The organism is Rudanella lutea DSM 19387 (assembly GCF_000383955.1).
Taxonomy (GTDB): Bacteria; Bacteroidota; Bacteroidia; order Cytophagales; family Spirosomataceae; genus Rudanella; species Rudanella lutea.
This window is the reverse complement of the sequence record NZ_KB913013.1, coordinates 6,292,313-6,314,850: the sequence shown is the minus strand read 5'-3', so window position 1 is coordinate 6,314,850 and position 22,538 is coordinate 6,292,313. Positions and strand designations below refer to the sequence as shown.

General features: G+C 54.8%; 16 protein-coding genes. 15 read left to right on the top strand and 1 reads right to left on the bottom strand.

The features are described from left to right. Window positions 1–19 precede the first annotated feature (19 nt). From RUDLU_RS0125675 to RUDLU_RS0125625, 11 genes are all read left to right on the top strand, one after another. The gene (locus RUDLU_RS0125675; protein WP_027303384.1) at window positions 20–580 is read left to right on the top strand and encodes a K(+)-transporting ATPase subunit C; all 561 of its coding nucleotides are present in this window, start codon (window positions 20–22) and stop codon (window positions 578–580) included. A 52-nt stretch (window positions 581–632) separates the two neighbouring features. Further along, complete coding sequence (locus RUDLU_RS0125670) at window positions 633–1,784, top strand: outer membrane beta-barrel protein (RefSeq protein WP_019991322.1); 1,152 nt, start codon at window positions 633–635, stop codon at window positions 1,782–1,784. Between the two features lie 31 nt (window positions 1,785–1,815). Beyond that, window positions 1,816–2,952 (top strand): histidine kinase, encoded by a 1,137-nt coding sequence (locus tag RUDLU_RS0125665; protein ID WP_019991321.1) that lies wholly within the window; start codon window positions 1,816–1,818, stop codon window positions 2,950–2,952. Then, window positions 2,949–4,736: a HAMP domain-containing sensor histidine kinase gene (locus RUDLU_RS0125660; RefSeq protein WP_019991320.1), complete on the top strand. Its 1,788-nt coding sequence runs from the start codon at window positions 2,949–2,951 to the stop codon at window positions 4,734–4,736. The genes RUDLU_RS0125665 and RUDLU_RS0125660 overlap by 4 nt, the downstream gene beginning before the upstream one ends. Before the next feature lie 1,016 nt (window positions 4,737–5,752). Further along, window positions 5,753–8,836, top strand: a complete 3,084-nt coding sequence (locus RUDLU_RS0125655; RefSeq protein WP_019991319.1) for a SusC/RagA family TonB-linked outer membrane protein — start codon at window positions 5,753–5,755, stop codon at window positions 8,834–8,836. 13 nt (window positions 8,837–8,849) lie between these two features. Beyond that, entirely contained in the window at window positions 8,850–10,202 is a 1,353-nt protein-coding gene (locus RUDLU_RS0125650; protein WP_019991318.1) for a RagB/SusD family nutrient uptake outer membrane protein, read from the top strand. 12 nt (window positions 10,203–10,214) lie between these two features. Next, window positions 10,215–11,540 (top strand): hypothetical protein, encoded by a 1,326-nt coding sequence (locus RUDLU_RS0125645; protein WP_019991317.1) that lies wholly within the window; start codon window positions 10,215–10,217, stop codon window positions 11,538–11,540. Window positions 11,541–11,551: 11 nt separating this feature from the next. Then, window positions 11,552–13,285 carry a hypothetical protein gene (locus tag RUDLU_RS0125640; RefSeq protein WP_027303383.1) on the top strand — a complete coding sequence of 578 codons (1,734 nt, stop codon included), beginning with the start codon at window positions 11,552–11,554 and terminating at the stop codon, window positions 13,283–13,285. Next, a complete protein-coding gene (locus RUDLU_RS0125635; protein WP_019991315.1) occupies window positions 13,278–13,877 on the top strand; it encodes a c-type cytochrome in 600 nt (199 codons plus the stop codon). The genes RUDLU_RS0125640 and RUDLU_RS0125635 overlap by 8 nt, the downstream gene beginning before the upstream one ends. A gap of 3 nt (window positions 13,878–13,880) precedes the next feature. After that, window positions 13,881–15,158 carry a sulfite dehydrogenase gene (gene soxC, locus RUDLU_RS28345; protein WP_019991314.1) on the top strand — a complete coding sequence of 426 codons (1,278 nt, stop codon included), beginning with the start codon at window positions 13,881–13,883 and terminating at the stop codon, window positions 15,156–15,158. A 21-nt stretch (window positions 15,159–15,179) separates the two neighbouring features. After that, window positions 15,180–16,658, top strand: a complete 1,479-nt coding sequence (locus RUDLU_RS0125625; RefSeq protein ID WP_019991313.1) for a phytoene desaturase family protein — start codon at window positions 15,180–15,182, stop codon at window positions 16,656–16,658. A gap of 90 nt (window positions 16,659–16,748) precedes the next feature. Here RUDLU_RS0125625 and RUDLU_RS0125620 read toward each other — a convergent pair whose 3' ends face one another. Then, on the bottom strand, window positions 16,749–17,672 hold the full coding sequence (locus RUDLU_RS0125620) for a LysR family transcriptional regulator (RefSeq protein ID WP_019991312.1): 924 nt from the start codon (window positions 17,670–17,672) through the stop codon (window positions 16,749–16,751). Window positions 17,673–17,768: 96 nt separating this feature from the next. Between RUDLU_RS0125620 and RUDLU_RS0125615 the strand changes: the two genes are divergently transcribed. From RUDLU_RS0125615 to RUDLU_RS0125600, 4 genes are all read left to right on the top strand, one after another. Continuing rightward, a complete protein-coding gene (locus RUDLU_RS0125615) occupies window positions 17,769–19,205 on the top strand; it encodes an NADP-dependent isocitrate dehydrogenase (protein ID WP_019991311.1) in 1,437 nt (478 codons plus the stop codon). Between the two features lie 291 nt (window positions 19,206–19,496). Beyond that, the gene (locus RUDLU_RS0125610) at window positions 19,497–20,477 is read left to right on the top strand and encodes a ThuA domain-containing protein (RefSeq protein ID WP_027303382.1); all 981 of its coding nucleotides are present in this window, start codon (window positions 19,497–19,499) and stop codon (window positions 20,475–20,477) included. 219 nt (window positions 20,478–20,696) lie between these two features. Continuing rightward, window positions 20,697–21,701 (top strand): amidohydrolase family protein, encoded by a 1,005-nt coding sequence (locus RUDLU_RS0125605; RefSeq protein ID WP_019991309.1) that lies wholly within the window; start codon window positions 20,697–20,699, stop codon window positions 21,699–21,701. A 272-nt stretch (window positions 21,702–21,973) separates the two neighbouring features. Beyond that, on the top strand, window positions 21,974–22,525 hold the full coding sequence (locus tag RUDLU_RS0125600) for a GNAT family N-acetyltransferase (protein ID WP_019991308.1): 552 nt from the start codon (window positions 21,974–21,976) through the stop codon (window positions 22,523–22,525). The last annotated feature ends 13 nt before the right edge of the window (window positions 22,526–22,538 follow it).

Sequence of the window (22,538 nt, the reverse complement as noted above, 5' to 3'; positions counted from 1 at the left end):
TATCAGTTTTCTACATACTATGAAAAAGCATTTTTCTCCCGCTATACGCCTGACCGGCGTGATGCTGGTTTTACTTTCGGTGGTGTATCCGTTGCTGGTAGCTGGTTTTGCCCGGTTTACGCCGGGTGGTGGAGCCGGCGAAACGGTCATAGCAAACGGTAAAGTGGTCGGCTTTGCCCGGATTGGCCAGTCGTTTAGGGACGATCGTTACTTTAACACACGCCCCTCGGCGGTGGGCTACAACGCGGCCGGTTCGGGTGGGTCGAATAAGGGGCCTTCAAACCCGGAATACCTGAAACAGGTTCAGGCCCGCATCGACACGTTTCTGGTGCATAATCCAGACATTCGCAGGGCAGATATACCGGTTGAGCTGGTGACGGCTTCGGGTTCGGGGCTCGACCCTGACTTATCGCCCGGAGCCGCTAAAATTCAGGTTGCCCGGATTGCGCGGGTGCGAGGCATCTCCGTGGATCGATTAAATACGTTGGTTGATGCCCACACCGAGGGGCCATTGTTCGGTTTGTTTGGACCGGCTCGTGTGAATGTGCTCAAATTGAATGTGGCGCTCGACGCTCTGTAAATGATATGAATGGGAAGTGTATCCGGCCCGGTTGGTTGGGGAAAGAAAAATGATGAAACCTATTATTTGTACGGCCGTGCTGATGACCGTTGGGTTGAAGGCCTATGCGCAGGTATCGACTAAAATGACGCCTGATACCCTCCGGCAGCGGGTCGATTCTGCCGGGCGTAGTGCCGTTGTGGCTCCGTCCCCGCTGGTACTCAGTGGGTATGTGGAAGCCTATTACGCCCATGATTTCACGGCCCCCAAAGTCGCTCCTGAACGGCCGGGTTTTCTGTACAACCACCGGCGCAACCGCGAGGTGAATATCAATCTGGCGTATGCAAAGCTGGCGTATGCCGATGGGCCGGTGCGCGCTAACCTGGCGTTGCAGGCGGGTACGTATGCGCAACACAATTACGCAGCCGAGCAGGAGCTGGTGAAAACTATTCTGGAAGCCAACGCCGGGGTGAAACTCTCGAAAACGGGCCTCCTCTGGTTCGACGCGGGCATTTTTACCTCGCATATTGGCTTCGAAAGCGCCATTTCGAAAGATTGCTGGACACTCACCCGGAGTCTGATGGCCGAAAATTCGCCGTATTATCTGGCCGGGGCTAAAGTCACGTACAACTCGCCAAACAACCGCTGGACGGTGCTGGGCATGGTAGCCAATGGCTGGCAACGTATTCGGAAAGTGCCCGGTCGCGGAGGGATGGCTTTCTCGGGGCAGGTGCAGTACCGCCCCAACACCAGGGTCACGCTGAACTGGAGTAGTTTTCTTGGCTCCGACCGGCCCGACTCGTTGCGGCAGGGACGATTTTTCAATAACTTCTACGCCATACTGAACCCGACCAACCGGCTTGGCGTGATTCTGGGCTTCGATATCGGCATGGAGCAAAAGCCGTTTGTTCGACAGACTGGTGAACGTGTTGCGGGGTACAACGTCTGGCTTTCGCCCGCGCTGATTGCCCGTTACCAGATAACAGACAAAACGTATGCGGCCGGGCGGATTGAGTACTACGACGACAACCGGGCGGTTATCATCGGCATACCCGGTTTTCAAACCTGGGGGTACTCTCTCAACTACGACTACGCCATCTGGCCGAACGCTCTTTGGCGTATCGAAGGGAAAGCGTACCAGAGCCGAACTGCTATTTTCGAATCGAAAAACGGCCTGACACCAACGAACGTTAGCCTGACAACGAGCCTGGCTATTTCCTTTTAAGCGAGAACCTGCTACTAAGTTCGCCACCGACATGAACCCAAACGACCCAAACCGCACCGGTGCGCCCGAACGATTTTTGAACCTCCTCCGCGAGTCGCGCCGGGGTAAGTTTAAGGTCTATATCGGGATGAGTGCGGGGGTGGGTAAGTCGTACCGGATGTTGCAGGAAGCGCACACATTGCTGCGGAGCGGGTTTGATGTCGCGATTGGATTTATCGAAACCCACGGCCGGGCCGAGACCGAAGCACTTGTGCCGGGATTACCCCAAATTGGGCGACGGCGATTATTTTACAAAGGGCGTCAGCTGGAGGAAATGGATACGCAGGCCATTCTGAACCGGCACCCCGAACTGGTCATTGTCGATGAACTGGCGCATTCCAACATTCCCGGTTCCAAACATGAAAAACGTTGGCAGGATGTGCTCGAAATTCTGGACGCGGGCATCAACGTCATCTCAGCGGTCAACATTCAGCATATTGAAAGTTTGTACGATGAGGTGCGTGGCATTACGGGCGTCGACGTAACCGAGCGCGTACCCGACCGCGTGCTTCAACTCGCCGATGAGGTTGTGAATATTGACCTGACCGCCGACGAACTAATCACCCGGCTCCGGGAGGGTAAAATTTATGACCCGGCCAAGGTGCAAACTGCCCTGAACCATTTTTTTCAACCCGAAAAAATTCTCCAGCTCCGCGAACTTGCCCTGCGCGAAGTGGCCTCGGCCGTTGAACGCAAAATTGATACCCTGTTGACGCCGAATGGCGTGAGTCGGCCGGAGCGGTTTCTGGCGGCCATCAGCAGTAGTGCCGAGGTGGCCCGGCGCGTGATTCGCAAAACGGCCCGGCTGGCGGCTTATTACAACTCACGCTGGTACGTGCTGTACGTGCAAACGCCCGCCGAAGCCCCCGATCAAATCCGGCTCGATGTACAGCGTCACTTGATCAACAACCTTAAACTGGCCACCGAGCTGGGGGCCGAAGTAGTACAGGTGAAAGGTACCGATGTGGTCGAATGCATTATGCAGGAGGTGCAGCAACGGGGCGTTACCACGGTTTGTATGGGCAAACCGCATGTTAATCTGGTACAGGTAATCTGGCGGACGTTTGCGTTTAACCGCTTGCTGAATCGCTTGTCGGAATCTGATACCGATCTGATTATTTTATCATGAGCATCAAAACCAAAATATCGCTCGCTCTGACGTTTTTGTTCGTCATTCTGCTGATGCTGGGCGGCCTGAGTGCTTATTATCTCAACCGGGTATCGAGTGATGCCGGGGCCATATTGCAGGACAATTACATTTCGCTGGAGTATGTCAGTGCCATGCAACGCGCCCTAACCGACCGGCCAAACCCCGACGCGCTAACCGATTTTGAAACCGCTCTGAGTGGCCAGGAGGCCAACGTGACGGAAGTAAGTGAGGGTCGGGCAACGCGTTTGTTACGACGTGCATTTGACCAGTACCGTAGGGGCGCAACGGATTCGCTGACTGTAGGCCGAATCGAACAAAGTTTACTGACCATTGCCGATCTGAACCGGCAGGCTATGATTCGCAAAAACGAAACGGCGAAAGAAACCTCCCGGCAAGCACTCAAATGGTTGGCACTCGTGGGTACAGCCAGTTTTCTGGTCCTGTTTTCGTTTATCATCAATTTCCCCGGCTATATAGCCAACCCCCTCCGCGAATTGACACGGGGAATTCGGGAGGTGGCCAGTCGTAATTTTGAAGAGCGACTTCATTTTCGGTCCGAAGATGAGTTTGGCGAACTGGCCCGATCGTTTAACTCGATGGCCCAGAAGCTCGACGAGTTCGAACACTCTAATCTGGCCCAGGTACTCCACGAAAAACGGCGTATCGAAACGCTCATTCAAATTATGAGCGAAGGCATTATTGGCCTCGACGAGAACCGCTGGATCCTGTTTGTGAACAACGTAGCGTGCCGGTTGCTGGGAGCCGAGCAGTCGGCCCTACTGGGTCGCTATGCGCCCGATCTGGCAGCCCAGAACGATTTGTTACGTACGCTGATTCAGGATGTGATGAGCGAGCCGGACGTTGCCATGGATAACACCGCTCGTGACGGTCGGGCACTCCTGAAAATCTACGACCCTGCGCCTGATAGTGCCGAGGGGCGTGGAAAAGAAGGGTACTACCATCGGCGTACGCACCGGGTTGAAGTAACCCGCACGGGTGAAGTGAGCGCCGAACTGGCTGGGTACGTGATTGTGCTCGAAAACGTGACTTCGTACAAAGAGCTTGACCTCGCCAAGACTAACTTCATAGCCACGGTTTCACACGAGCTGAAGACCCCCTTGGCGGGCATCAAAATGAGTTTGAAACTACTCGAAGATGCGCGGGTAGGTGCCTTAAACACCGAGCAACAGAGCCTGCTGGCCCACGTTCGCGCCGATGCCGACCGACTCCTGAACCTGACGGCCGAACTGCTGAATATGGCTCAGGTAGAATCGGGGCAGATTCAGTTGAAACTACGGCCGGTTGCGCCAGCGGATATTGTACACTACGCAATGCATGCGCTACGCCTTCAGGCCGAACAGAAGCAGCTCAGGATTGTGGAGTCAGTGCCCGACGGTTTGCCACCGGTGCTGGCCGATGCCGAAAAAGCGTCGTGGGTGCTTGTCAATTTCTTGTCAAACGCTATTCGCCACAGCGCAAATGAGGGCATAGTCGAGGTGAGTGTTGCGCTGTTGGCGGACGAAAATAGGGTTCAATTCAAGGTGCGTGATTACGGCGTTGGCGTTCGGCCTGAACACCAGCCGCTTGTTTTCGAACGGTATTTTAAAGTGCCCGAACAGGCGGGACAATCGGGAGGAACAGGCCTCGGGCTTGCCATTTCGCGTGAGTTTATCGGGAGTATGCACGGTCAAATCGGCCTCGACGCTGAGGTTACGGATGGTGCCGCGTTTTATTTTAGATTGCCGGTAAGCACAATTGCCTAATTTGTGAGTGATGGATGGCTTAGTCGGGGTTCTTCGTACAAAAAAACACCCGGCGCAGGCACAGGTTGGTATGAAATCATTATTAATTAACGTGAATTATGGATACTGGCTGTCGAAGGCCCATGTGTAGCAACTACTTGTAGGACAGGGGTTGTACAGTGCGCATTATCCATAACTCACGTTAATTAGTCTCGCCCGTAACCATCCCATCCGGTAGGTTCAGTGCAGTCTCTTTAGGTAAAAGCCCCCTTTTCGCCGACCCCCTGAATATAGTTGTTTAGTGTAGCCTCGGTTGTTTGTATGTTCTACGCTGATGCAGCAAGCCAAATAGAGCTGAGCAGAGTGCACAGCGAGGAAACCTTTATTATCATTTGTCTTGGTCAGACAGGAAATGCATGCGACGAGAAAAATTGCATTCTAAGCTAAACTGAGACCGCTCCCAACGCCAAAAAGATAACGCGGAGAAATATCCAGACATTTTTAAAATATTGAATACGAAAGTATTAAGTACATCTTGTCTTCACGGATACGCTTTGTATGTACAGTCATGTGCGATTGAAGTAGCCACAGCCGATACGAAAAAAACAAGAATAAAAATTTGCAGCCTTCCCCAATCATACCCTTTATTTGCATAAATCTATAAAATCAATAGATTATAAGTACTAATAGTCTATCTAACAGCAGGACTATAGGGAGAAAAGGTCTTTTAGGTATCTGAGGTATGGAAATCAATTGGCTCGCCTATTCGCTTTTGTCTTTTCAAATTCTGGTCGGATCAGAATATTGGATCACCCACGGCGTCACGCCAGAGAGGTTAAGTTTCCAGGCGGCCCTTGCGTTCGCTGGGGCATTTGTTAGCGTTGAGTAGCGTAAAGCCCAATTCTGTTGGCGGCAACCACTGGATGGGGAACAAAAAAGCCGGAACGGCGGCAACCGTCCCGGCTGGCTTAAAAACAAGGTCTTGGCAGCCGACTATGTCGGACAGACCTCATTTTTCACGTAACCAGTACAAAGTAATGCAAAAACGCGTACTTTTTGTAGTAGTCTGTCTACTACTGTCGGGTCGTTTGTTGGCACAAACGACGTCCGAAAACACGAACGGGCGACCCTCGAATGGGCGGCCCACAATTGGGCAGCCGTCGGCACGAATCACCGGAACCGTCCGGTCCGACAAAGGGGAGGCAATCCCCGGCGTCAATGTGATTATTCAGGGGCAGCAGCGGGGCACGGTGACCGACGCCAACGGACAGTACTCGATTGAAGCGGGCCCCGGTCAACTGCTCATTTTCTCGTCGATCGGCTACGAGGGGGGGCAGGCTCGGGTTGAAGAGGTTGGCGGTTCAACGAAGCTGAACGTTACCCTGCGCGAATCGTCGGCCCAACTGGGTGAGGTAATTGTGGTTGGTTACGGCACGCAGGAGCGTAAAAACCTGATCGGCTCGGTCACCAAAATAGACCCATCCGAAACAAAATCAATCCCGGTAGGCAGTTTCGATCAACAGTTGCAGGGAAAGGTGCCGGGCGTACAGATTTCGTCGGCGACGGGCGTACCGGGCGAACGAACAAACATCCGGGTACGGGGAGCTACCTCCATTAATGGCAGCAACGACCCACTCTACGTTGTCGACGGGGTGTTTATCAACGGCAATAGCCTGCAAACTATCGGCACAGGAGGCAAAGCAACCTCGCCCATTGCCGACCTGAACCCCGCTGATATTGAAAGCATCGAGATTCTGAAAGACGCCGAGGCTACGGCACTCTACGGCTCGCGCGGGGCCAACGGGGTTATCCTGGTCACAACCAAGCGGGGTAATTTCGGTCAGAAGCCCACCATTAGCGTCAATGCATCGGTTGGGGCTGCGCGGGCGGCCAAATTGTGGGACCTGACAACCGGCCCCCAACATGCTGAACTCGTGAATGAATGGTGGATCAACACGGGAAAAGATACCCCATCGCTGAACCGCACGTTTTCTAATCGGCCGTTCAGGCCGGTTGCGGAGGGTGGGCGCGGCCTACCCGAAGAGCAGAAAACCTACGACCGCCTGAGCGAACTGTTTCGGACGGCCCGATTGCAGAATTACGACATTGCCCTGTCGGGCGGAACCCAAACCACCAAATACTACATCGGTGCGGGTTTCAATAGTCAGGAAGCCATCATCCGGCCCATCACGTTCGATCGGGCTAATTTCAAAGTCAATCTCGATCAACAGGTTAGCGATAAGGTGCAGATTGGGGTGAGCAATACCTTTTCGCGCACGTATCGGAATCAGGCACGGGCTGGCGATGGCCCGGCGGGTGGATTGCTGCAAGCGGCTCTGCATACGCCAACGTACCTGTCGCCGGTCAATGAACAGGGCGTGTTGGTGGGCCGGGCCGGTTTTGATAACCTGACGCTGCTGCTCCAAAATTACGATGTCAACACCACCAGCCTACGCTACATCGGTAACCTCTACGCCGACGCCGAGCTGTTGCCCGGGCTAAAATTTCGGAGCAGCTGGGGCATCGATTACAACAATTACAACGAGTCGGAGTACTGGAATTCGCTCCTGATTTCGGGCAGCCCGAATGGGTTGGCGACCTCCAGCGTGAGTCAGTTTACGACCTGGCTAAACGAGCAAACACTCTCGTACCGCGTTCGGATTGGTGCCAGACACAACGTTGGTTTGCTGGTGGGCAACACCTTACAGAGCGATGTTCTCACCCGCACCTACGCCGAAGGACGGGGTTTTGCCAACAATGATTTCACCCAGATTTCGTCGGCAGCGACCACGGCTGCATCGCAAAGCTGGAGTAAGAACACGCTGGCGTCATTTTTCGGCCGGGCTAACTACAATTTCGGGGGTAAGTACCTGTTCGATGTTAGCCTGCGCGCCGACGGCAGCAGCCGGTTCGGGACCGACCGAAAATGGGGGTATTTTCCCGCCATTGGGGCAGCCTGGCGTATCAAACAGGAGCCCTTTTTGCAAAACGTCTCCCTCATCAGCGACCTTAAACTCCGGGGCAGTTGGGGCGTAACCGGCAATCAGAACGGCATTGGCAATTTTGCCGCTCAGGGGTTGTGGACCGGCGGCACGGGGTATCAGGGTAATCCGGGTATTTCACCCCAGCAACTGGGCAACCCCGATTTGCAGTGGGAGCGCACCGGGCAAAGCAGCCTCGGCCTCGACCTGGGCCTTCTGAACGAGCGTGTACGTTTTGAGCTGAACCTGTACCGTAAGTTGACCACTAATGGCCTGATTCAACTGGCCCTGCCCGCTACAACCGGCTTCAGCCAGTATTGGAGCAATGCCGCTGAAATCAGCAACCGGGGCTTCGAACTATCACTCTCAACGGTCAATGTACAGCGCGGCAACCTGACCTGGAGCACCAGTTTCAACATTGCCCGTAATGTAAACCGCATTGAGCGCTTACCCAACCCCCTTCGGTACGGTAGTCGCGATCTTATCCTGCAACAGGAGGGCTCTCCGCTGTACTCGTTCTGGGTGTACAAGCAGTTGTACGTGGACCCGCAAACCGGCAATGCCGTGTACGACGACGTAAATAAAGACGGGCAAATCACCGTGGCCGACCGGCAATTGCTTGGGAGTATCTGGCCTAAATTCTTCGGTGGGCTCACTAATAACCTGACCTACAAAGGGTTCGATGTAAACCTGTTCTTTGCGTTTCAGTACGGCAACCAGATTTATAACCACAACCGATTCTTCGGTGAAGGGGGCGGGGCCCGCGATGCCGCCCGGATCATTTTTGCCTCTAATCTGGTCCGCTGGCAGAAACCCGGCGACGTGACCGATGTGCCCCGAACCGACGGAATCAACGTAAACAACTACCGCGACGGCGGGAGCCGTTGGCTCGAAGATGGCTCGTTTTTGCGGCTACGGTCGCTGACGGTGGGCTACACCTTACCGAAAGAGCTGACCACAAAGGTTGGCCTGCAAAATCTGCGTATCTACGCCGTGGGAACCAATCTTTGGCTCCTCACCCGCTACACGGGTCTCGACCCTGAATCATCGGCGAGCAGCGACCCCAACGCGCAAGGTATTGATTTGGGCACTCCTCCACAGCCTATTGGTATTCAGGGTGGCATAAGCCTTACATTCTAACATTTCCGACCTCATGAAACGAATCAAATACATCGCTCTGCTGGGCGTTGGGTTGGCGGTTAGTGCCTGCCAAACCTTTTTAGACGTCAAACCGCTCGAATCCATCTCCGATGCGGTAACCATCAAGGACCAAACCTCGGCACTGACGGCCCTGCGGGGTGTGTACAGCGCCCTGGCCGATGCGGGCTACTATGGTACGAGTTTTCCGAGTATCGGCTACCTGTCGGGCGACAACATCGCCTGGACGGGTTCGCAGTCACAAGTGCAGGAGTTTATCAACAAGCGGGTAAGCGCCGAAAACGCAACCCTCAGCTCGGCCTGGATTGCCATTTACCGGACCATCAACCGGGCTAACAATGTGCTGGATAAAGTGCCCGCCGTGACCGATCCGGCCCTGACTCCAGCCCTTCGAAATGCCTATCTGGGGCAGGCCTATGCTATTAGGGCGCTGGCTTATTTCGATTTGGCCCGGACCTGGGGCGGGGTGCCTATTATCACGAAGCCAACCCTTGGCCCTACGGATAATGCTGGCATCCGGCGGGCTACGTTGGCGGAAACCTACGCGCAGGTGCTCAGGGATCTGGAGGCCGCCGAGCCGCTGTTGCCGCTCACCACCGACCGGTACAACGTGACCCGCAAAACGGTATTTGCCCTCAAAGCACGCTATTTTCTGTACAACAAAGACTGGGCAAAAGCCGAGGATTTCGCGGGCCGTTTAGTCGGTGATTCGACCAATTACCGGCTCCTGCGTCCGTTTGGCGCCTTTTTCCAGAACGACGCCCGGGGCACGCATGAGTCGGTTTGGGAGATTTTCTACAATGGTACTACCGAAGTGAACACCCACCGGAATCAGTGGCAACCCCAAACGGCTGGTGGCACCCGGCAGTGGGCACCCAACGACGCGCTGGTGGCCTTGCTGAACAACCCGGCTATCGGCGGCAACCGATCTGTGCTGGTAGCCCGCGACAATCAGAACCGCGCGTACGGTACGCTGTACTACCGCAACCCGGCCTCCGACCCGTCGTACATTTTCCGAATTGCCGAAGCGTATCTGATCCGGGCCGAGGCCCGTGCCCAGCAAAATAAGCTTGCCGACGCTCTGACTGACTTCAACGCCGTTCGCGAACGGGCGGGGCTTGCCCCGCTCCCCACCTCGGCCGTGGCTACGTCCGAAGCGTTGTTGCTGGCGATAGAAAATGAACGTCGTGTTGAGTTTGCGCTGGAGCCGCATCGCTGGTTCGACATTGTCCGGACGGGCCGCGCCCCCGCCGTGTTCAACCTGACCGACCCGAACCGGTATCTCATGCCCCTGCCCATTCAGCAACTGCTTTCTGATAAGGCACTCGAACAAAACCCTGGCTACTAAACCCTTGTCGTCATGAAGATCTCATTTATCCAGACCACCGCACTCCGGTTTGTGGTGCTGTATGTAGCCATCCAACTGTTGCCGATCGACGTCCGATTTTTTACGAACCTCTTCGATTGGTCGGGCGATACGGCCGCCTATGCCTTTACGCGTTGGCTCTTTAACCTGTCGCGGTATTCGCCCTCGTTTTTCGGTTCAGCCGATACGTTTGCTAATTGGGGAGTAGTGGTGCTACTGGCCGGAATTGGCACTTTTGTCTGGGGACAACGCCCGACGAATTCCGAAACAGATGGGCGCGTGTATGCCTGGGTGCGGGTGGCCGTTCGGTACCGACTTGCCTGGGCTGTGATTGCCTACGGTTTCCTCAAACTGTTTCCGATTCAGGCCCCGCTACCGTCACTCAGTAGCCTCAATACAGCCTACGGCGATCATTCGGCCTGGAAACTATTTTCGCTCTCGCTCGGGGTTGTGCCGGGGTATCAGGCATTTCTGGGTGGGGTCGAGGTGCTGGGCGGTTTGTTGTTGCTTCATCGCAAAACTACCGCCATCGGCACCCTGATTCTGCTGCCATTTTTGGGGAATGTATTTTTCTCGAACCTCGCCTATGAGGGTGGGGAGTACGTGTACAGCGGGCTGTTGGTCACGTTTGGTCTGTTTCTGTTTGGGCACGATGCCGTACGGCTGTTCCGCCTTGTGTCGCTCGAACGCCCAGCCCGACCCAATCGGGATTTTCTCGATTTATCGACTATTCCAAGAGCGGCTCGCTATGGGCTGAAAGGGGCATTTTTGGCTTTGGTTGTGGGTTTGTACGGGTTCACAACGGCGCTTACACCCCGTAACATTCGGTACCCACAAACGCCCGGCCTGCGGGCCGATGGTGTGGTAGGGCTGTACCGGGTAGAGACGTTTAAGCAGGATGGACAGGTTATTCCTTACGCAAAAACGCACCCGAGCCGCTGGCAGGATGTGGTTTTTGAGCCCTGGAATACGCTCAGCATCCGTTCGAATCGCCCGGTAACGATCCACCATGTTTCGACGGAGGAGCTACCCGCTGGGGCTGCCCAAAGTGATTACGAACTGGCGGGCTCGCAGGGGCGGCATTACTACCGGTACACAACCGATGCTGCCCGACGCGAGCTGACCCTACAAAACGCTAACCCCCATCACGCTACCGACCAGCTCCGGTTACGACTGACCCGATCGGCTAACAATCGGCTTACACTCCAGGGCACCGATTCGGAAGGGCACCGGGTGGAGGCTACTCTGGTGAAAGTGGACAAAAAATACCTGCAGCACGAAGCCGCTAAGGCTGGTCGGCGCGGCTCACTCACTCTTTAACTGACAGACTCATGGCAACCTATCCAATCACGCCTGAACAAATCGAACTCGGTTTAAGAAAACCGACTTCGGCGGCTGCTACGCCCCTAAATCCGCCGGTTTCTGCATCTGTGCCCGGCCATTCCTGGACCGAAGGCCAGAAAATCCTGTTCAGAATTGCGTTCGTGTTTTTCATCGCCATGTCGTTACCCAATGATCTGGCCTGGTACAAAAATGCCCTCGCCCTCGACTGGCTACACCCGCACTACCGCGATTTCTACGATCTGGCCCGGTTCGGGTCGGGCCTGGGGCTGTTCGGGAATCGTATCTTCGGGAGCACGCTTGACGGCTACGCCATTTGGGTAATCACGCTGCTGTTTGCCATTGGGGTAGGGGCCGTCTGGACGGTCGTAGTTCGGCTGCGTAAGGTGGAACCGGCTCATTATGAGCGCCTTTACTATTGGCTGCGGGTGGTGGTGCGGTACCGCGCGGGTATCGGCATTATCGGGTTTGGGTTCACCAAACTGCTGCCCACCCAGTTACCATACCCATCTTTGGGCGTGTTGAATACCGATTTTGGCGACCTGACGCTGCAAAAAATTTACTGGTTGTCGATTGGCATTGTGCCCTGGTACGAGGTGTTTACGGGTGTGGTCGAAGTGGCCGCCGGGGCATTCCTGTTTTTTCGGGCTACTACGTTCTGGGGGGCGGTGTTGTTGTTTGGAGCCCTGGCCGACATTGTGTACGTCAACTTTGCCTACGACGGGGGCGTGCATGTGTACAGTTCGTATTTCGTGCTGCTATCCGGCTTTCTGCTGGTCTATTACGTCGCCGATCTCTACAAATTACTCATTCTGGAACAGCCCGTCGTGCCAACGTACTTTGCCCCAAACTTTAAGGGCTGGCAGCAATATGTACGCATCGGGCTGAAAGCGGCTACCCTCGGCATTTTTCTGGTCTGGCTGTTCTGGCTCCAATGGACCAACTGGAAGTACGACCCATACAAACAGCCCGCGCAGAAAGGGATTAAAGAGCTGCGGGGCAACTACGCCGTAACCGAGTTCCGAATCCACGGCGGTCCCGAAACCGGCCAACTCCTGCCTGAGTCGCCCACAGACACCCTCCGCTGGCAACAGGCGACCTTTGAAAATTGGACCACGCTGACGTTTAAAACGGCCAAACCCGTCCAATTGGATTTGTCGAATGGTGGGGGAGCCCCCATGCGCGACATCAACCGGACGTTTGAACTAACAGGCGTAGCCGGTGGGCAGCGGGTGTTCTATTACGAAGCCGATACGGTGAATGGCGTGCTGTATTTGCAGGATAAAAATCGGGGTGCCCGGGCGAGCCAATCCGAAAATGTCACCCGCGAATATCTGGTGAACAACCGGGATCTGGGTGGGCAGGGTGCCCGGCCGGCGGGCCCCGGCGAGCCTCGCCCAAAACGCGACCCAGTTCAGGCGGCTAAAGACTCGCTCGAAGCCGTTTCATTCATCCCCAAAGCAGCTCAGACGGTCATCGGCCCGGAAGACCCCAAAATTCACCCGCTGGCACGTTCTACCCGGCGCACTAAAGGCATCCGGGCGGAGAGCAAACCCGGAAAACGCAACCGAATGGTGCTGGCCTATACGGTACAAAAGGGTGGTCAACGGGTCATTCTGCGCGGTATCAATGAACACAAAGATTCCATCTACGTGGTGCTCGATCGCTATGAACGCCCGTACGCACTCAGTCGAAGCACACTCGAAGCTGGTACGTATGAATAAGCGGATTGGCCTCTTGTTCGCGCTCATGGTCGGACTGGGCGGGTGGGTTGGTCAACACCCCTCGCCCAAATCTGGCTACTCCTTTGCGCAATCTGACTCTATTCCGGGTCGGTTTGGTTTCGGCCGGTTTGCATCCGCCCAACACCTGGCCCGACTCGACAGCGATGTACGCCCTGATGGGGTGGGCTTGCCGTCGGGTTGGGGTACGGCAGAGCAGGGCGCGATCCTTTTTCGGGCCAAATGTGCCGCCTGTCACGGGTCGGGCGGTACGGGGGGGCCAAACGGTGCCCTCGTTGCTACGGCTGGCGCTGACGCCCAGGCATCATCTGGCAAACGGCCCGAGCGCGTCATTGGCAATTATTGGCCCTATGCCACAACCGTATTTGACTATATCCGGCGGGCCATGCCCTTCAACGCACCCGGTTCGCTCACCGACAGGGAGGTCTATGCCCTGACCGCTTACCTGCTGTCGGCCAATAATCTAATGGACGCCAAGACGGTGCTCAACGCTAAAACGCTGCCGGCCGTCCGTATGCCCGCCCAGCAGCTGTTTGTCCCCGACGACCGACGGGGTGGCCCCGAAATTCGATAAACGATGAAGAAAAACGAACCAGATACAACCCAACATGTGAGCCGTCGGAGCCTGCTGGGCGGTGCGGCAACAGCGGCTGTGGCTTTGGTGCAAAACGCATTTGCGAAAGGCTGGCCTGCAACGTCGGTTCAGATTGGCATTTTGGAAGCCGAACGGGCCGTACTCGATGATCCGACCCGCGTACCGGGTTTACCGCCGGGTGAGGTCGGAACACGGTCGGCGTTTGAGAAGCTGGTCAAAAAGCCCTCCGATATTTCATCTCGTTCGCCCTTGCAGGATTTTCACGGTATCATCACTCCGTCGGACCTGCACTTTGAGCGACACCATAACGGGGTACCCACGGTCGACCCGGCCCGGTACGAGCTAACCATTCACGGGCTGGTTCACCGACCCACGGTGTTTTCACTGGCCGACCTGAAGCGGTTTCCGAGCGTGTCGCGGATTGCGTTTCTGGAGTGTTCGGGTAATTTTCGGACGGGTAAGGAAACCATGAGCCCGCAGGACATTGCCGGATTGACGAGCCAAAGTGAATGGACAGGCGTTAAATTGTCGACCCTCTTTCGGGAGGTGGGGGTGAAGCCCTCGGCCACCTGGTTTCTGGCCGAGGGGGGCGATGCGGCCCGGATGACCCGCAGTATTCCGGTGCAGAAAGGGCTCGACGACGCCATCATCGCGTATGCCCAGAACGGCGAAGCGCTCCGGCCCGAACAAGGCTATCCGGTGCGTTTGTTTTTACCCGGCTGGGAGGGAAATATGAGCGTTAAATGGCTCCGTCGCCTTGAGCTGGGCGACGCCCCCTGGCACACCCGCGAGGAAACGTCCAAATACACCGAGCCAGTACGCGCCCCCGGTGGAGGGCCGGGTAAGATCCGGCAGTTCAGTTTCGTGATGGACGCCCGGAGCCTGATTACCTACCCGGCCTACCCGGTACAGGTGGAACGAGGTTGGATCGAGATTCGGGGCCTTGCCTGGAGCGGGCGGGGCAAGGTGGTTCGGGTGGAGGTCAGTACCGACGCGGGGCGCTCGTGGAAAGTGACCGAATTGCAGCAACCTGTGCTCGACAAAGCTCACGTCCGGTTTCGGCATTTCTGGCGCTGGGACGGGGCCGAAACCGAAATCTGTAGCCGGGTAACCGATGAAACGGGCTACACACAACCGACACTGAAGCAATTGATGGATGCCCGCGGCCCCGATACGGGCGGTTATCACCTGAACCCGATTACACCTTGGGTATTAAAAACGGATGGCCGGGTGCTTCATAAACCTCAAAACTGGCGGTAGTTTGTCCGGTACAAATCCATAATGGGTACAGAAAAAAAATACGATGCGGTCATTGTGGGCGCGGGTCCCAATGGCCTGAGTGCCGCCATTGTGCTGGCGCGGGCGGGCCTGTCGGTGAAGGTACTGGAGGCACAGCCCACGCCCGGCGGAGGGGTTCGGTCGGGCGAGCTGACGCTGCCGGGCTTTGTGCATGACCTTGGCTCGGCCATTCACCCGCTGGCGGTAGCTTCTCCGTTTCTGAGTCGTTTGCCGCTGGCCGAGTTCGGGCTCGAATGGATAACTCCCCCCGTTGCGGCCGCTCACCCACTGCCCGATGGTCGGGCGGCCCTCCTGGCGGGGTCGGTAGCCGATACGGCCGAACGGCTCGACGCTGACGGCCACCTATACCGAAAGCTATTCGAGCCAATTGTCGAACAGCTGCCCGGCTTACTGCCCGATATTCTTGGTCCACTGCGTTGGCCGGGCCACCCGCTCCAGCTGGCTCAATTTGGATTGAATGCGGTGCAACCGGCCACATTGCTGGCCCGTCGGTTCCGTACGCCCGAGGCACGGGCGCTGTGGGCGGGTATGGCGGCCCATTCCATTCAGCCGTTAAGCAACCTGACTACCTCGGCCATTGCCCTGGTGCTGATGGGGGCAGGGCACCGGGTTGGCTGGCCTTTGCCCAAAGGCGGAGCCCAGCAGATTACCGATGCGCTGGTTCGCTATTTGCAGTCGCTGGGGGGCGAGGTCGAAGTGAATCGGCCCGTCCGCTCGCTCCATGACCTACCGCCCGCGCGGGCCATCCTGCTCGATCTGACCCCAAAAAGTGTGCTGCAGCTTGCTGGCGATCGGTTCCCGTGGTTGTACCGGAAACAACTGGAAACCTACCGGTATGGCCCCGGTATTTTTAAAGTTGACTGGGCGCTGGATGGCCCCATTCCGTGGACTAATCCCGATTGCGGCCGGGCGGGGACCGTTCACCTGGGTGGAACGTTGGAAGAAATAAACCTGGCCGAAAAAGTCACCTATAACGGCTATCACCCAGACAAGCCCTACGTGCTGCTGGCTCAACAAAGCCTGTTTGATAACACGCGAGCCCCGGCCGGTCGGCACGTGGGCTGGGCGTACTGCCACGTTCCCAATGGCTCGACAGTCGACATGACCGAGCGCATCGAGCAGCAGGTAGAGCGAGCTGCGCCCGGTTTCCGCGACCGGATTCTGGCTCGGCATACCCAGAATACAAAGCAGATTGAAGACTGGAACCCGAACTATGTCGGGGGCGATATCAACGGGGGCATTATTGATGTCGGGCAATTGTACACCCGACCCACGCTGAGCTTCACACCTTACCGGACCGGCGCTCCCGGCTTGTTTATCTGCTCCTCGGCAACTCCGCCCGGTGGTGGTGTACACGGTATGTGCGGGTATCTGGCGGCCCGTGTTGCCCTGCGCGATTGTTTCGGAAAAGATGTGCCCACCGATTTTTCTCGTTCCCCTCCTTCAACCCTGCCTATCTGAATGGGCAGTAGGCCTTGTACAATGCGTTACGAGGGTTTTAGTTGATCTATAGTTCGTTTCGTATTTATTGAAAGCTACTCGACTCCGTGCTCAAAAGAGCTTACACCACCCGAAGCCTTGTTCAATAATCTGCTCTTTATGTTCTTCCAGAGATTGTACGTATGCCTCGGCTACAGGCGACAGTTTTTTGTCTTTGTGCCAAATGAGCATCCAGGATGTTTGCAAGGGTAACCCTTCAATGGGAATAATCTGCAAATCGTTGTTGAGGAGTTCATTCCGGATACCAATTAAGGGCATAATGGAGTAGCCAAGACCGGCCAGGAGGGCTTGTTTTACCGCTTCGTTGGAGGTGAGTTCCAGACGCTTGCGAACTACGAGTTGATGATCGGCGATAAACGCTTCCATCATGGAGCGAGTCCCCGAACCCGCTTCCCGATAGATGAGCGGAAGCTTTTCCAGTAGTTGGGGTGTAGTGTCGGGGGGGACGGGCTGGTCAGGTCGACGCCCCACAAGAAAAAGCTTATTAGGCATCAGCTCCAGATAGTTTACCCCTAATTGATGGGGTATAATTGACATCAGCGCGAAATCGACTTCGTTGTTTGCCAGACTACTGATCACCTTCTGCCGGTTTGTCACATCCATTACCAATTCAATGCCCTCATGCTTGCGTAGAAAATCCGACAAAAAATAAGGCATCACATACTTTCCCGTAGATACCACCGATACTTTCAGCTTGCCATGCAGTAAACCCTTATAAGCTAATATCCGGTTGTTAATGGCATGGGTTTCGTTCAGAATTTTCTCGGCTGCCCGGGCAATTTCCCAGCCAAAATCAGTTAAGTAAATCCGCCGGCTGATGACCTCTGTGAGGGGAATTTCAAATTGATCCTGAAAGTTTTTTAACTGGATTGAGATGGCTGGCTGGGTCAAATGCAGCACCTCAGCGGCTTTTGTAATGCTTTGTGTTTGTGATATGGTCAGAAAGACATGTAGCTGGTGTAAAGTATAATTCATAAGTGAAGTTTATGTTTAACATCAAATATATAAATTATTATTTATAAACTATTCCAATCACCTTTGCCCTCGATTCACATACACACATTCAACACAATGACACGAATTACCGTAGCCAAAGGGGATGGAATTGGCCCTGAGATTATGGATGCTACGCTGTCTATTTTACAGGCGGCTGGTGCTCAATTGGAAATTGACGAAATCCAGGTTGGCGAGCAGGTGTACCTGGCTGGAAATATGTCGGGCATTTCGGCCGAATCATGGGACATCATTCGACGCAATAAAGTGTTTTTGAAAGCGCCCATAACTACACCGCAGGGGGGAGGCTACAAAAGCCTGAACGTAACTATCCGTAAAATGCTGGGGCTGTACGCCAATGTTAGGCCATGTACGAGCCTGCACCCGTTTGTCAAAACCAAGCATCCGAACATGGATGTGGTTATTGTGCGCGAAAATGAGGAGGACCTGTATGCCGGAATTGAGCATCAGCAAACCGATGAGGTGGTGCAATGCCTCAAGCTGATTAGCCGGCCGGGGTGTGAGAAAATTGTACAGTATGCCTTTGCGTATGCCCGTCAGTATGGCCGTAAAAAAGTAACCTGCTTTACAAAAGATAACATCATGAAACAGACCGATGGTTTGTTTCATCGGGTATTCGATGAGGTAGCCCCCGCGTTTCCTGATCTGGAAACCGAGCACTGGATTATTGACATTGGAGCCGCCAAATTAGCTGACACCCCTGAGGCTTTCGATGTTGTTGTGATGCCTAACCTGTACGGCGATGTCCTGTCCGATGTGGCGGCTCAAATTGCGGGTTCTGTTGGTTTGGCCGGTTCGGCCAATATTGGCGAAGAATGTGCCATGTTTGAAGCTATACACGGATCGGCTCCCCGCCGGGCCGGTCAGAATCTGGCAAACCCATCGGGATTATTGCAGGGGGCTATCATGATGCTCAACCACATTGGACAGGCCGAAGTAGCCGAACGCGTGCAGAATGCCTGGTTGAAAACCATCGAAGATGGCGTGCATACCTACGATATCTACAAAGAAGGTGTTAGCCAGCAAAAAGTGGGTACGAAAGAGTTTGCTCAGGCTATCATTGACCGGCTTGGTCAGCAACCGAGTATTCTGAAGCCGGTATCGTACGCAAACTCGCAAGCTATCGAATTGCCGGTGTATGAACGCAAACCGGCTGTTGCTAAAGAGTTACTGGGTGTTGATGTGTTTGTTCATTGGGCAGGTACTGACCCCGAAGAGTTAGCGCAGCAGGTGGGCGCCTTATCCACCCCTGAGTTGCCCCTAAGCATGATTACGAACCGCGGTATAAAGGTTTGGCCGAATGGCTTCAAAGAGACATTCTGCACCGATCATTGGCGTTGCCGTTTTCTGCCTCAAACGGGCAAGACAATCAGCAAACAGGATATTATCCAGATTCTGTCGAAAGCGATTGAGCAAAATATCGATACGATCAAAACCGAAAACCTTTACGCGTTTGCGGGAAAGCAGGCCTTCTCAATGGGGCAAGGACAGTAAAAAATCCTTCATAGGGGTGATTAACTCAGATTAAGCTGATAAGGCCGCCTGCTACACAAGCAGGCGGCCTTATCATTGCTTCATACCGAACCGAGAAGTTAACAGATCCATGTTCTCTCCCATCAACAGGCAACGACTCCTAAGATGAGTCTGTATCGGGCGCACGGGCGTTAAGCAGAGGGGGTAAAAATCCGCTCGTTCTACTAACTGAAAGTAGGGATGGTAGGCTTGTGCGCTTTTTTGGGCGTTACAACACAGGCAGACCCCTTACGATCTTAAACCCCTTTGTGCATGAAGCCCATCGCCAAATTTTCCGTCATAGCGCTCCTCTTGCTATGCCTTTTTAGTCTGACAACAGCCTTTGCCAAACCGGCTCCTCGCTTGCGGGCACTCATTATCGACGGCCAGAATAACCACGTTCAGTGGCCCAAGATCACTTTCATGATGAAGCGGTATCTGGAGGAAACCGGCAAGTTTTCGGTTGATGTGCAACGTACGTATTATACCTGGGAGGGCGAAGAGTTTATCCGAAATTATCCCCTCGACGGTATGCGGCCCACACGGGCGTTGCCCAAGGCGCGCATGGATTCGAGCTTTCATCCGAATTTTTCGGCTTACGATGTGGTGATCTGTAACTTCGGCTGGAACGCTGCCCCCTGGTCCGACGCTACGCAGGCCGACTTTGAGCAGTACATGAAGAAAGGCGGTGGGCTGGTGGTGATTCACGCGGCCAATAATTCGTTTCCGCTGTGGCCGGCCTACAACCAAATGATTGGGCTGGGTGGTTGGGGCGACCGTACCGAGAAAGACGGCCCCTATGTGTATTATGATCAGACCGATAAACTGGTGCGCGACATGCAGCCGGGCAAGGCGGGGTCTCACGGAGCTCAGGCTGAGTTTGTGGTTAAAGTTCGGGATACGAAGCACCCCATCACAAAAGGGATGCCGACGAACTGGCTACACAGCCGCGACGAGTTGTATGATCGGTTGCGGGGGCCTGCCGAGAAAATGGATGTATTGGCCACCGCTTTCTCGCCCAAAAGTAACCGGGGTACCGACCGGCACGAGCCCATGTTGATGACGGTCCGGTATGGCAAGGGGCGAATTTTTCACACCCCGCTGGGCCACGCTGATTATTCAGTTGAGTGTGTTGGCTTTATCACCTGTCTACAGCGCGGGACACAATGGGCCGCAACCGGCAAAGTTGATATACCCATTCCTGCCGACTTCCCAACCGAGCAACGGGCCAGTCAACGCAAATTCGACAAGTAAGACTTCTCCAGAAACTGGACACCCCGTCTGGTGGCGTCGATGGTTTAGCTACAAATCCATCAGCGCGCCGGGCGGGGTAATTTTTTTGGCGTCTTCCAAACGGTCATCACTCGCCTTGCCGGTAAATAAAGACATTCAAGCGGCACTTACTCTCTTGTATATATTGCTCGCTTTAGATAATCTTTAGTTTTTAGGTAACTCACTTGTAACTAATCGTTTATGAAGCGAATCGCTACTGGGTTTTTTCTGATCGTCACGGTGCTACAGGTGTGGGCTCAGCCTGCGCAAAAGCCATTGCCGATCATCGATATGCATTTGCATGCCATCCCGTACAATGATCAGGGACCTCCGCCAACAACCATCGGCGCACCGTACCGGGACTGGTCGGCGCTCGACCCCAAACAGGGTGGAGGGATGGGCTATATGAATCAGCTGCTTAAGTCGTCGACGATGTGTGAAAACTGTCTGACCTCCGCTCCGTCCGACGATGCATTACGAAATCAGACCCTAAGCCTGATGAAGAAATACAACATCATTGGGGTAACAAGTGGCCCAATGAGTTATGTGCAACGATGGCAGAAAGAGGCCCCCGATCGAATCATTCCGGGGGTATTGTTTACCCTGGGTGATCCACAACTGACGCTGGATTCTATGCGTCATTATTTCAAAACGGGCGCTGTGAAGGTCTTCGGCGAATTGTGTCTTCAGTATCAGGGTATAGCCCTTTCTGATTCGGTGGTCGAGCCGTATCTGGCGCTTGCCGAGGAATACGACATCCCCGTGAGTATTCATATCGGCACGGGCCCGCCGGGAGTGGCTTATTTTGGGGCATCGGCCTATCGGGCAAGGCTGCACAGTGCGTTTACTGCCGAGGAGGCCATGATTCGCCATCCCAAGTTACGGGTGGCCATTGCCCATGCTGGTTGGCCTCTGTTAGATGACTTGTTGGCCACGCTCTATACGCATCCGCAGGCCTATGTTGACCTGGGGGTAATCTGCTACATTTTGCCCCGGAAGGAGTTTTACGCCTACCTTAAACGAATTATGGATGCTGGGTTCGGTAAGCGAGTCATGTTCGGGTCAGATCAGATGGTTTGGCCTCAGGCAATTGAGGTTGGCATCAAAGCAATCGAGGAGGCCACATTTCTCAGTCCGGCCCAAAAACGCGATATTTTTTACAATAATGCGGCCCGGTTCCTGCGGCTGAAGGCTTCTTCAAAGTAAATCGTCTTTCGGTTGGAGCCTTTCCCCCGGCTTTACGCCTGAAAAGCATAGCGTTTAACGTCTGCCCGTGTCCGATACCTCTTCTGTGTATCGGACACGGGCGTTTTTGTCTGGTGAATTGTTGATTTAGATTTCAGGATTGCCCTAAAAATCGGGCCTACTAATTCGGTAAATCGGGCGAAATGAAACCTCCCGTCGTAAGCTGCATTGTTACCGAGTTCGGCTCAACTCGTCTATACTTTAGGAGACGTTCGTATAATTTCGTGTAACCTATGCAACTTGAATGTGGTCTGTGCCGCGTGCGGTCCTGGCAGTTTGGCGATGAAGAGAACCTTCATACCCATGCCAACAACCGCGCCATCTGGCTAAATCTGCGCGACAGTTTCCCGTTTCCCTACACGCAAGCCGATGCCCAACGATGGATTCAGTATGTGGTAGACCCGGCCGTAGAGCTCAATTTCGCGCTCGAGGTGGAGGGTGAAGCCGTGGGTAACATCGGCCTGCGATTCGGTGAAGACATTGACCGCTACTCGGCCGAAATCTGGTATTGGCTGGGTGAGGCATTCTGGGGAAAAGGAATCATTTCGGCCGCTCTACGCGCCTTCACGGATTATGCGTTTATGCAGTACCCGTTGACCCGCCTGTATGCGATGCCGTATGCACACAATCTGGGATCTATCAAAGTGCTGGAAAAGGCCGGATTTCAGCGGGAAGGTCTACTACGGAATAGTGCCGTGAAAGACGGCATTGTACTGGATAAAGTGCTCTACGCTTACGTATCGAGCGATTGGCTGAATGCCCCCGCCAACGCTCACGAATCATAGATTTTGTGCCAAA